Origin of the sequence: Streptomyces sp. NPDC059373, from assembly GCF_042751495.1 — a bacterium.
GTDB lineage: Bacteria > Actinomycetota > Actinomycetes > Streptomycetales > Streptomycetaceae > Actinacidiphila.
The window spans coordinates 1-11314 of record NZ_JBHYXC010000080.1; the positions used below are offsets into that span (position 1 = coordinate 1).

General features: G+C 72.7%; 8 protein-coding genes. 1 reads left to right on the plus strand and 7 read right to left on the minus strand.

The features are described 5' to 3' along the window. Positions 1-326 precede the first annotated feature (326 nt). Positions 327-1463 carry a methyltransferase domain-containing protein gene (locus ACFXJ5_RS40565; RefSeq protein WP_384643358.1) on the plus strand — a complete coding sequence of 379 codons (1137 nt, stop codon included), beginning with the start codon at positions 327-329 and terminating at the stop codon, positions 1461-1463. Between the two features lie 10 nt (positions 1464-1473). On the opposite strand, the gene ACFXJ5_RS40570 is transcribed toward ACFXJ5_RS40565, so the two are convergent. The 7 genes from ACFXJ5_RS40570 to ACFXJ5_RS40600 all read right to left on the minus strand — a co-directional run bounded on the left by ACFXJ5_RS40570 (position 1474) and on the right by ACFXJ5_RS40600 (position 11265). Continuing rightward, positions 1474-2307, minus strand: a complete 834-nt coding sequence (locus ACFXJ5_RS40570; RefSeq protein ID WP_384643377.1) for an FHA domain-containing protein — start codon at positions 2305-2307, stop codon at positions 1474-1476. Between the two features lie 39 nt (positions 2308-2346). Further along, a complete protein-coding gene (locus ACFXJ5_RS40575; RefSeq protein ID WP_384643361.1) occupies positions 2347-3744 on the minus strand; it encodes a VWA domain-containing protein in 1398 nt (465 codons plus the stop codon). Between the two features lie 83 nt (positions 3745-3827). Then, complete coding sequence (locus ACFXJ5_RS40580) at positions 3828-5006, minus strand: protein phosphatase 2C domain-containing protein (protein ID WP_384643363.1); 1179 nt, start codon at positions 5004-5006, stop codon at positions 3828-3830. Further along, complete coding sequence (locus ACFXJ5_RS40585) at positions 4997-7669, minus strand: tetratricopeptide repeat protein (RefSeq protein WP_384643366.1); 2673 nt, start codon at positions 7667-7669, stop codon at positions 4997-4999. The genes ACFXJ5_RS40580 and ACFXJ5_RS40585 overlap by 10 nt, the downstream gene beginning before the upstream one ends. Continuing rightward, complete coding sequence (locus ACFXJ5_RS40590; protein WP_384643369.1) at positions 7666-8952, minus strand: hypothetical protein; 1287 nt, start codon at positions 8950-8952, stop codon at positions 7666-7668. Before ACFXJ5_RS40590 ends, ACFXJ5_RS40585 begins: the two co-directional genes overlap by 4 nt. 64 nt (positions 8953-9016) lie before the next feature. Continuing rightward, positions 9017-10012, minus strand: coding sequence for a glutamate ABC transporter substrate-binding protein (locus ACFXJ5_RS40595; protein WP_384643372.1), 996 nt, complete (start codon positions 10010-10012; stop codon positions 9017-9019). A gap of 20 nt (positions 10013-10032) precedes the next feature. After that, on the minus strand, positions 10033-11265 hold the full coding sequence (locus tag ACFXJ5_RS40600; protein WP_384643375.1) for a hypothetical protein: 1233 nt from the start codon (positions 11263-11265) through the stop codon (positions 10033-10035). Positions 11266-11314: the final 49 nt, after the last annotated feature.

The following is an 11314-nucleotide window of genomic DNA, read 5'->3' on the forward strand; positions in this document are numbered from 1 at the left end:
AACCGCTCACCCGCAGGCGCCCTGACCTGCCCCACCCTCGCCATACGAAAGACAACGAGGCAAAGCCACCTAAGTCACCGGCATTGGGCCTAGGCCCTGTCTGACAAATCCCGCCTGCCCCGCGACGCCTGGCACGCGCGCTCGCTGCGTTGTCGGAGTCGCCCGAGTAGCCCACTACGAGGGTGATCCTCCGCCTTGCGATCACACGCACCAGACGCCGCGGGGCCCGCCCTCCGGGCGGCCGGCGCTATGTGTCAGACAGGGACCTAGGACCGGTGCCAGGGCCGGTCTAGGACCGGGCGCCTCCGGCGGCGCACAGTGGGGGTATGACCGATGTCGAGCCCGGCGATCCGTACGCCGAAGCCGCCGTCCCGCTGCGGGCCCGGCTCGTACGCCGCGTCGTCACCGCAGGAGGCCTCGGGGATCCGGACTGGCGGGCGGCCTTCGCGGAGGTGCCGCGCCATGTCTTCGTCCCGGTCTACTACCGGCCCCGGCCGGCCGGCGGCGGCTTCTCGCGGCTCTCGGCGGACGCCCCGGATCCTCGGGCCCGCGCCCGCTGGCTCGCGGGGGCGTACGCGGACGTGCCGCTGGTCACCCACATCCGGGGCGGTGAGCTGCTCTCGTCCAGCAGCCAGCCGTCGCTGATGGCCGCGATGCTGGAGGCACTGCAGGTGCTGGAGGGGCACACGGTGCTGGAGATCGGCGCTGGCACCGGCTTCAACGCCGCCCTGCTCGCGCACCGCCTCGGCGACGACGCCGTCACCACCGTCGACCTCGAAACCGCCATCACGGAGGCGGCCCGTTCCCACCTGGCCGCCGCCGGCTTCGCCGCCGTCAACGTCGTCACCGGCGACGGCTCCCTGGGCTGGGCCCACGGCGCACCGTACGACCGGATCATCGCGACCTGCGAGCTGCCCTTCGTCCCGCCCGAGTGGCTGCGCCAGTGCCGGCCCGGCGGCCTGGTGCTGGCCCCCTTCGGCGGCGGGCTGATCGCCCTGCGGGTCACCGGCGACCACCACGCGCAGGGGTGCTTCCTGCCCGCCCCGGCCTACTTCGTCTCGCTGCGCGGCACGGGTGCGGCCGCCCACCCCGCCCCCGAGGCCATCGGCCCCGAGGAACGCGTACGCTCCACCACCACCCCGCCCCAGGTTCTCGACAGCGAGCTCTTCCGCTTCCTGCTCACCCTCCTCGCCGGTGAACTCCAGATCCGCTGGGCCTTCGGCGGCCGTGGCGCCGCCATCACCGCCCCCGACGGCTCCGCCGCCCGCGCCGACCGCTCCGGCACCGTCCTCCTCGCCGGCCCTCGCGACCTCTGGGCCCTGGTGGAGGAGGCACACGCCCTCTGGGACCGCGAGGGGCGCCCATCCCGCGACCGCTTCGGCATGACCGTCCACGGCGACCACCAGTGGACCTGGCTCGACCACCCGGACGGCCCGAACGCCTGGGAGCTGCCGGGGGTCTGACGCCGGATCCTCAGTCCCGGACGATGGTGATCGTCGTCCATGCGCCGACATGGACGCGGTCGCCGTCCTTCAGGGGGACGGGGACGTAGGGGTCGAGGGGATCGTCGGCGTCGTTGAGGGTGGTGCCGTTGGTGGAGTCCTGGTCGACGACGGACCAGGTGCCGTCGGGCTGGCGGACGAGGACGGCGTGCTTGTGGGAGACGCCGGGGTCCTCGGGGGCGCGGGAGAGGTCGAGGTCGGGGGATTCGCCCGTGGAGTGGCGGCGGCGGCCGATGGTGAGCTGGTCGCCGCTGAGGGGGAGACGCAACTCGGGGGAGTACGAGGGGAAGTAGAGGCCCTGGGCGTCGGGGCCGCTGCGGGCCATCATCGCGGAGTAGTAGTCGCGGTCGGCGGCGACGACGGCGGTCCAGGTGCCCGGGGCGGCGGGGGCCTCGGGCGGCGGGAGGAGGAAGTCGCCGGAGCCGGAGGTGAAGGACTCGGGGGCGATGGGCTCGGCGGGGCGGTTCATCTGCGAGGGACGGGAGCGCTCGGTCTCGTAGCGCTGGTACGGGGGGAACTGCGGCGGCGGGGAGGGCGGGACGAAGGTGGTGCCGGCGTGGGTGACGAAGTTGTAGCGGCACTCCTCGCAGAACTGGGCGATGCCCTCGCGCGGGGTGCCGCAGTTGGGGCAGGGCTCGGCGGCCGAGGTCGCGTCGGGGTCGTAGCCGGACGTGTAGCCCCCGGAGTACGGCGGGGGAGGGGGCGGCGGCGCGGCGGGGTACGAGGCGGGCGCGGACATGCGGTGGCCGCACACCTCGCACCAGTCGTCGGTTCCGGACTGGTGACCGTTCGGGCAAGTCGACATATCGCTCATCCCCCTCCGTCCCTCTCAGTGTCGCGCGCGTTATTTCTTGACGCGTACGGTTTTCGTGGACCGCGTTTCCAGGGTCATTTCGTCCGCGTCGGCGACCCTGGCCTTCAGCCGCACAGTACCCGTCGCCGCGTCGACGACGTCGACCACCTTGGCCAGCAGCTTCGCGGTGTCCTCGTTGCCCGAGGCGCTGGCCAGCTGAACCGCGCGGCCCAGCTTGGCGGTGGCGGAGTCCCGGTCGCCCTGCTTGCGCGCCTCCAGGCCCTGCTGGATGACCTGGGCCAGCTCGGCCTGGCCGGTGTAGTGCGCGACCTGGGGATTGATACGGGTCGAGGCGGCCATGTCGTCCGTCCACACGGCCCGTACGAGGCCCTGCCCGAGCACGTGCGGAGTGCCGTCGGGCTGCGGGAGTACGAGCGAGACGCGCGCCGCCAGCATCTCCTGGCCGACGCCGGCCGCCGGCACCCGGACGGAGATGTGGTAGTCGCGGGACTCGTCGCCCCAGGAGCCGGTGGGGTAGTCGCCGGCCCGGGGACCGGCTTCCGTACGCCGTGAGGTGAGGTCCTCGACGGTGGGAGCGACCTGCTTGACGTAACCGATCTCGGCGCCCTGCGGGGTCCACAGCCGCAGGGAGACGTCGGCCACCTCCTTGCCCATGGCGGTCTCCATCATCTGCCGGAAGTCCGCCGCCAGGCCGGCGGGGTCGGCGACGATGTCGACGGAGCCGAGCAGCGCCGAGGCGATGCCGGTGAGCTCCTTGACCTCCCAGTCGGTACCGACGCCGCGCGCGTCGCAGGTGAAGCGGCCGGCGCAGGAGTCGAGGGCGGCCTTGAGCTCCTCGGGCTTTTCGTGCTCGTTGCGGCCGTCGGTGAGCAGGATGCCGTGGCGTATGGACACGTCGGCGGTGGCCAGCAGCCGGTCGGCGAGCGTGAGCCAGGTGCCGATGGCGGTGCCGCCGTTGGGGGTGAGCTTGCGCAGGGCCTGCTTGGCCTGGTTGCGGGTCGAGGAGTCGGCGATGGCCAGGGCGCCGCCGGCCGGGTAGATCTCGCGGGCCACATGGGTGCCGGCGACGACGGCGAAGGCGACGCCGTCGCGGAGGGTGTCGACGGCGGCGGCGGTGGCGTCGCGGGCGTTGCGCATCTTGGTCGGCGGGTAGTCCATCGACCCGGAGCAGTCGACCATGATGACCACGGCCGCGGCGGGCCCGGCCGGCGCCGTCCTGGGGACCTCGCCGGCCGAGCGAAGCGAGATGGGGGTCCCCCCGGCCGAAGGCTGGGGGCGGGTCGGCAGCGGCAGCCCGCCGGTGGTGCCGCCGCCGGTGGAGGTCACGGTGACGATGGCGTTGACCTCGCGGCCGCCCTCCGGAAGGTACTCGTTCTGGTAGATATCGACGGAGAACTGCGGCACGTTCGACTTGGAGAAGTTGGCCATCGCTTGCGCTCCTCGGCTTTAAGACGCTGTTCAGACCAGTGCAGTTCAGGGCTGTGGGTCAGGGCTGCGTTACGGGCTGCGGTTCAGGGCTGCGGTACGGGAAAGGGCATGACGGCGACCGTGATGTTGTCGTGGCCGCCGCCGTCCAGGGCCATCCCGACGAGTGCCTGTGCGCAGTGCAGCGGGCGGGCGCGGGCGTCCTCGGGGACCGCCGACGCGAGCTCGGTGGCGGACTCCGCGTAGTTCCACAGGCCGTCGGTGCACACCACCACTACACCCGGCCCGTCCGGCTCGAAGGAAGCCGTGTGCGGGTCGAGTTCGACCGCGTCCGCGCCGAGCCAGCCGGTGATGGCGTGGGCGCGGTCGTCCGCGTACGCCTCGGCCTCGGTCATCAGCCGCATCGCCACCATGCGGGCCGCCCACGAGTCGTCCTCGGTGAGGCGGGCGGCGAGGGCCGAGCGGTCGTCGGGAATCCAGTAGGCGCGGCTGTCGCCGATCCAGCCGACGGTGAAGGTCTTGCCGGAGGTGATGGCGCTGACGCAGGTGCAGGCGGGGGAGTTGTGGTGCGGGCCTCCGCCGCCGGCGCCGCCGTCCTCGTCGGCGAGGTCGGTGACGGCCTGGGCGGCGGTGAGAAGGGCGTCGCGCATGGCGTCCTCGGGGGCGGCGCCGTGCTCCAGGGCGTCGAGCAGGGATTCGTTGGCGGTCGCGGCGGCCGCTGCGGAGGCGTCGTCGGGGCGGTACGCGGACGAGACGCCGTCGCACACCACCGCCACCACAGCCGGGGTGCCGTCCGGCAGCGAGGTCGCGGACAGCGCGAAGGCGTCCTCGTTGCGATGGTGCCGCAGCCCCCGGTCGCTGACCGCCGCCACGCCCTCGAGCTCCTGCTCCTGATGGTCACGGGGCCGGGGCTGGGCGTGCCCGCAGTGCTCGCAGTATCCGTCGCCGTCGACCCGGCCGACCCCGCAGGCCACGCAGGCCGCCTGGGGGGACTCCACCTCGGGGGGCTCCTCGCGGGGGTCGGTGATCTTCGACTGCGGCAGTTGTACGGAGCCGACCCCGAAGGTCGGCGTGTCGCTTCCCACGGCCGGGGAGGCCGGGGAAGCCGGGGAAGGCAGGGGCGCCGGCGGCGCCAGTTCGTAGCCGTCCTCGGCCGCGGTGGTCTGGAGGTGGGCGCCGCACGCGCCGCAGAAACTGTCGTCGGGGTCGAGCGGTTCGGCGCACTCGGGGCACACCGTCAGTTGCGGCATCGCGTTCACACCCATGTCCGGGGGCGGAAGCGGTTGGCGCGTTCCACCAGTTCGATCCTTGTGCTGCCCTGCTGGGCGAGCCGGGCCAGCACCCGGTACGAGCGCTCCAGCCCGAAGCGCAGCCCCCGCTCGTCCAGCGGGGAGCCCAGCAGGTTCGGCGTCGAGCCCGCCGAGGCCGAGGGCGCGCCCTGCCGGCCGGCCAGCACCCAGTCCAGCGCGCTGCCCAGCACCTCTGTCGTCAGCCGCTCGCGCAGGTCCGTGTCGATGCCGAGGCGTTGCAGTGCCTCGACCTGCGTGGCCGAGGCCAGCAGGTCGGCGAGCAGCTGTTCCTGCGACGAGCGTTCACGCAGCCGGGCGCGTATCGCCGCGACCCGGGCCGCCGTGAAGTGGATGGACGACTCCGGCACCGACTCCAGGGCCTGTACGGCGCCCACGCGGTCGCCGCCCGCCAGCCGCACCCGGGCCAGTCCGAAAGCGGCGCTCACATAGCTCTGGTCGGTGGTCCACACGAGCCGGTAGTACTCGGCAGCGTTGTCCAACTGGCCCAGGATCTCGGCGCAGATGCCCAGCGCGAGCTTGGGGGCGGACTCGCCGGGGAAGGCGTCGTAGACCGCGTCGAAGGAGAGTGCGGCCGTCTCGTGGTCGCCGGTGGACAGCGCGGTCAGGCCGCGGTGCCACACCACCCGCCAGTCGTCGAGGTCGTCGTCGGCCAGCGACCGCAGGACGCGCTGCGCGCCCTCGGCGTCGTGCAGTTCGAGGCGGGCCCGCAGATCCCGCAGCCGCTTCTCGACGGAGTCGACGGGCGCCGCCTGCAACGCCGTGACCAGCTCGCCGGGGGCGACGGCCGCCAGGCCCGCCAGGAACCCCGCGTTGGGGTCGGCGGCGTCCACCAGCGGCACGGGCAGGGCGAGCACGGACCCCAGGACGTCCAACCGGGCGACGGAGGGATGACCGCCCGCCGCCACGCTGCCGGCCTCGGCGGCCGGTGGCCCCGCCTGCGCCGGGACGGTGTACCGCGTGCCGGGCACCGTCGGGCTGTACCCGGGCCGCCCGGAGGGCAGTTGAGCGGGCGCCGGGCCCGGGCCCGGGGCGCCGCCGGGGCTGAGCGCGGCGACGTGCTCGGCGAGGAGTGCCGCCGGGTCGCCGTTCGAGCCGGTCGCAGCGTTCGCAGCGTACGTACCGCTCGCGCGGCCTGCCGCCTTGCGGCGCAGCTCGCGCTGGAGCCTGCGGTCCGCGCCGCCGAGCACCGACGCGTCCCCCGCCAGCGGATACACCAGCTCCGTGTCCACGACCCGCAGCTCCGGCCCGAACAGGGTCGACATCGCGGGCCGGGGCCGGCCGGTCTGCAGGGCGACCACCTCGCGCAGCACGCCCAGCAGCTGGTCCGACATCTCCTGCGCGGAGGAGAAGCGCTTGCCCGGGTCCGGGTCGGTGGCCCGGACCAGCAGCCGGTAGAAGGACTCGTACGTCGAGAAGACCTCGATGTTGTCCGGGTCGGGGAGGCTGTCCGCGAAGACGTTCTGATAGCCCTGGAAGTCGAAGGTGAGGACGGCGAGCGTCCGCGCGACCGTGTACAGGTCGGAGGCGACGGACGGGCCGAGCTCGGCGATCTCGGGTGCCTGGTAGCCGGGGGTGCCGTAGATCGCGCTGTCGTGGTCGGTCATCCGGCGGACCGCGCCCATGTCGATGAGCTCGAGCCGGTCCTCGGTCTGGATGGCGTTGTCGACCTTGAAGTCGCAGTAGAGCAGATTGCGGCTGTGCAGATAGCCGAGCGCGTCCAGGGCTTCGAGGGCGTACGCGATGGCCTGGTCGACCGGCAGCGGTTCGCGCTTGCCGTCCGGGGTGCGGCGCTCGTTGGCGATCTCCTTGAGCGACTTGCCGGCGACGTACTCCATGACGATGTAGCCGTCGAGGGATCCGGTGCTGTGGTCGAGATGCTCGACGAAGTTGATGATCCGGACGATGTTGGGGTGCACGATCTCCGCGAGGAACCGCCGCTCGGACAGGGCCGCGGCCAGCGCGTCCTCGTCACCGGTGTCGAGCAGGCCCTTGAGGACCACCCAGCGGTCGCTGACCGCGTGGTCGATGGCCAGGTAGATCCAGCCGAGGCCGCCGTGCGCGAGGCAGCCCGAGACCTCGTACTGCCCGTGCACCACATCGCCGGCCCGCAGCTTGGGCGTAAAGCTGTACGGGTGGCCGCACTTGGTGCAGAAGCCCTCGGTCCGGCCGGGCCGGTCACCGCGCGAACGGCCCACCGGCGCCCCGCACTCGCCCTTGCTGCAGTAGCGCTTGCGCTCCGGGACCTGGGGGTCCTTGAGCACGGCGGCGGCCGGGTCGGGCTTGGGGATCGGCGGCACGGTCACCAGTCCGGCGCCGAGCTTGCCGCGGGTGGGGCCGCTGCTGCTGGAGCTTCGCACGGACACCGAGCGGCCGGTCGTGCTGCCGCTCAGCGAACGCGACAGCCGGCCGGACACCGAGCGGCGCGAGGCGCGCGAAGCGCCCGAGGACCCGGAGCGGCTGCCCGCGACCGAGCCGGAGCGACCGGAGCCGGACCGCCCTGAGCCGCCGCCGGCACCCGCGGGCTCCGGTACCGGAGCGAGTCCGCAGGTGTCGCAGTACAGGTCGCCGCTGCCGACGTCCTCGATGGTGCCGGTGCAGCCCGGCCGCTGGCACTTCATCGTCCATCCCCCTTGTGATCGACAGGCCCCGCCTGCCGTGGCACCACGGCCTCGGCGACGGCCTGTTGGTAGCGCAGCACGGCGTGCTCGGCGGCACGCAGGTCGCAGGGCGCGCTCCACAGCAGCCGCCGGGCCTGGTCGTACCGTTCGACGAGCAGCAGGTCCTCCGCCATGCCGTGCCGGGAGACCTTCGCCCGGTAGGCGTCGAGGCGTCCGCGCAGCTCGGCGCGGACGGCCAGCGGCGCGGTGACTGCGGTCAGCGAGTCGCGGGCGCGCAGCAGTTCCTCGTCGGCGCTCTCCTCGAGGCTGTCGAGCAGCGGCGAGAGACGGTGCCACTGGCCCGTACGGCGGTATTCGGCGGCGGCGGCCAACTGCTCGTGGAGCGCGGCGGGTGCGCCGCTGACCGCGGGGACCTCGGAGGCCGCGATCTTGGCCAGCACCTCGCCCCGCGCGCTGCGTGCCTCGGTGAGGGTGCGGTCGGCCCGGGACAGCACGTCGCGCAGCCGCATCAGCCGGTGGTCGGCGTCGTCGCGCACATGCAGGACCGCCTCGACCTCCCGGCGTATGTCCTCCAGGGCCATGCCGGAGCGGTCGTAGCGGGAGGTGTCGGGGCGGCCGCCGGCGAGGAACGAGAGCGGGTCGGTGACCACCTGCGATCTGAGGTCGGTGAGCCCGTGCAGCAGCTCCTCCAGATCGTCGCCGGCCGGATGGGCACCCGGGCGCACCCCGACGGAGTGGGCGAGCGAGCGCACCCGCTGGGCCTCGGCGGCGAGCAGGTCTATGCGGGCGGGCAGTGCGGACCACACGGCGTCGGCGGCGGCGACCATCTCCATCGCCTGGCTGTACCAGTCGTTCATCCGCTCCAGCAGCTGTTCCAGGCTGAGCCGTTCGCTGAGCCGGGCCGGCCCGGTGAGCGTGCGCGCGGCGTCCGGGACGGTGCCGCCGGCCACGGTGACGCCGGAGCCGCGCAGCAGCTCGGTCAGCTCGTTCAGCTCGGTCTGGGTGGGCCAGCGGCGGCGGCCGCGCAGCGCGCGGGCGGTGTTCAGGGCGTCGGTGTACGCCTCGAAGTGCGCCCAGAGCAGGGTGATGGCCTGCTCGGTCTCGGCCCACCGGTCCTTGGTGGCACCGGTCAGTTCGGCGCCCTCCAGGAGCCTGCGGCCCGAGTGGTCCTGGAGTGCGAAGAGGGACGACTCGATCGCCTCGTGCTCCTCGCCGAGCCGTGCGAGCGCACGGTCCACCTCCTCGCGGCTCAGCGCCGGTCCGGATGGTCCCGCGACCGCCATCGCACCTTCTCTCCGTGTCGTCTCGTCGTGCGCCGGTCCTTCTGGCCCCTCTGGTACCTGTGGTCTATCCGTTCTTGTAAAGCGGCGCGGGTGGTCCGTCGATGCCGGGAAGCTCGGCCTTCAGCCAGGTACGGTACGCCTGCTCCCACTGGCTGTTGGTGCCGCCACTGCGGTAGTTCTCGAGGACCTGGTTGACCCGGCGCACCAGGTCCGTGTCGCCGGAGTTCATGGCTACGCCGTAGTACTCCGTGGTGACGGGCTTGCCGACCAGGTGGACGGCAGGGTCCTGGGCGGCCTGTCCGGCGGCCAGTGCGTTGTCGGTGAATACGGCGTCGACTTCGCCCAGTTGGAGCAGCACCAGGCAGTCCAGCTGGTTGTCGACGCGGACGATGTGCGATCCGTGCGGTTGCTCCTCCAGCTTGGTCTCGCCGGTCGAGGTCTTCGCCGTGCAGACGTTCTTCCCCTTCAGAGTGTTGTCGAAATCCTTGATGGTGGAGCCCTGGCGCGGCACGAGCAACTGCTGCCCGGCCTGGAAGTAGGCGGTGGAGAAGGCGATCTTCTCCTTGGTTATGCGCTCGCAGTTGATGGTGACGGTGCGCACCACCATGTCCACCTGGTGCTTTCTGATCGCCTCGAACCGCTTGCTGGTCGGGACGGTCTTGTACTGCACCGCGTTCTCGTTGCCGAGGATGCCCTTGGCGATGGCCTTGACCAGGTCGATGTCGAATCCGACGATGTTGCCGCTGGCCGCGTCACGATAGCCCCAGCGGTAGCTGTTCTGGTCGACGCCGACGACCAGCTTGCCCGCCTTCCTGATCCGGTCGACGGCCGGGCCGCTCGCGGTGGAGGGCGTGAGGCTGGCCTCCGGGTGGTCGCCGCAGCTGGTGTCGGTGGCCGAGACCTGCTTGTCCTGGGTCCTCAGCGGGGTGTCCCGCCCGGCCACCGTGTCCGCCCGGTCGTGCAGAGGCAGCGCGGTGGCGGAGACCGCCAGCGCGCACGCGGCGGCCATCCCGGCCACCCCGCCCCAGCCTCGTAGCTTCCGTCTCCCGCTCCACAGCATCGACTTCCTCCCTCCGCTGCTCACCGGTACTCCGACAGCCGGCGCCCGATACCGAGGGCCGCGCCCGCCGCGCCGAGCACCGCGAGCAGCGCGGCCCCCGCCGCCAGTCCGCCCAGTGCCCCGCGCCCGTCGTTGGCGGACCGCTGGAACGCCGTGTGCTCGTGGGCGACGGCCGTCGCGAGATTCGTATCGACGGCGTCGAAACACTGGGCCGTGTACTCCGTCGCCTTCTTGCCGGACTTGAGGTTGCCGCCGATCGTCCGGGCCAGGGCGTCCTGGTATTCGCCGGAGTCGTCGTCCTTGCGGGCCGTGCCGTTCAGAGCCCACCACGCCTGGGCGGCCTTCATGGCCGTCTTGACGGTATCCCTGCCCTTGGCGTCGTCGGCTATCGACAGCGCCTGGGCCAGCAGGCCGGTCTTCCCGTCCGCGCCCTGGCCCGCGAGGTCCTGCAACTCGGCCCGGTACGCGTCGTTGTAGGACGCGCCGCTGCCGCGCGCCACGAGGGTCAGATTCTCGTTGGCCCGCGCCTGCAGCGACTCGATGCGGGCCGTGTTGAGCACCTGGAGCGACCTGGCGCCGTTCTGGTACGAGTCGTTGAGCTGGACGCGGGCCAGGCTGTGCCCGACCACCAGCCACATCAGGACCACGGCGGTCGCGGCCGAACCGGCCACCAGGCCCTGGTTGAAGACCCGGTTCGTCCGCCGGTAGCTGCGGCGCTGGGCCCAGACCAGGGCGCCGAGGGCCAGGACGCCGAGACCCCAGGCGGCCCAGGGCAGGGCCTTGGCGTCCGCGTAGTCCGCGCCGAGCCGGGCGGTCTCTATCCGGTAGAGCTCCTTGGCGGCGGGCAGGATCTCCTGGGTCATCGTGGTGTTCGCCAGGCGCAGCCAGGCGCCGCCGACGGGGTATCCCAGGCGGTTGTTGGCCCGGGCCCGCTCGACATAGCCGGTGTAGACCGGCAGTTGCTCGTTGAGCTTCTCGATCTGGGCCTTCGCCTGGTCGGAGCCCTCCGAGGCGGCGGCGGCCTCCGCGATGTATTGGGAGGCGATTTTGATGTCGGCGTCGTAGCGCGTCCGCGCGTCCGCCGGATCCTGCCGGCCGGCGAGGAACCCGCCGGCGGCGGTGGTGTCCGCGTCGGCGAGTGAGCGGTAGATGTCGGCGGCCCGGGAACTCAGCGGCTCACTGCGGTTGACCACGTTGTCGGCGGCGGCGGCGCGGTCGGTGATCTGCCATGCGGTGACCGCGCCGAAGGCCACCACGAGGACGGCCAGCAGCGCGCCGATGACCCGCAGCCCTGTCTCTTAT

What these genes read in the sequence shown, in the direction of transcription:
- ACFXJ5_RS40570 (WP_384643377.1), bottom strand. Translation starts at nt 2,307, where the DNA reads ATGTCGACTTGCCCGAACGGTCACCAGTCCGGAACCGACGACTGGTGC.
- ACFXJ5_RS40595 (WP_384643372.1), bottom strand. Translation starts at nt 10,012, where the DNA reads ATGCTGTGGAGCGGGAGACGGAAGCTACGAGGCTGGGGCGGGGTGGCC.
- ACFXJ5_RS40590 (WP_384643369.1), bottom strand. Translation starts at nt 8,952, where the DNA reads ATGGCGGTCGCGGGACCATCCGGACCGGCGCTGAGCCGCGAGGAGGTG.
- ACFXJ5_RS40585 (WP_384643366.1), bottom strand. Translation starts at nt 7,669, where the DNA reads ATGAAGTGCCAGCGGCCGGGCTGCACCGGCACCATCGAGGACGTCGGC.
- ACFXJ5_RS40565 (WP_384643358.1), top strand. Translation starts at nt 327, where the DNA reads ATGACCGATGTCGAGCCCGGCGATCCGTACGCCGAAGCCGCCGTCCCG.
- ACFXJ5_RS40580 (WP_384643363.1), bottom strand. Translation starts at nt 5,006, where the DNA reads ATGGGTGTGAACGCGATGCCGCAACTGACGGTGTGCCCCGAGTGCGCC.
- ACFXJ5_RS40575 (WP_384643361.1), bottom strand. Translation starts at nt 3,744, where the DNA reads ATGGCCAACTTCTCCAAGTCGAACGTGCCGCAGTTCTCCGTCGATATC.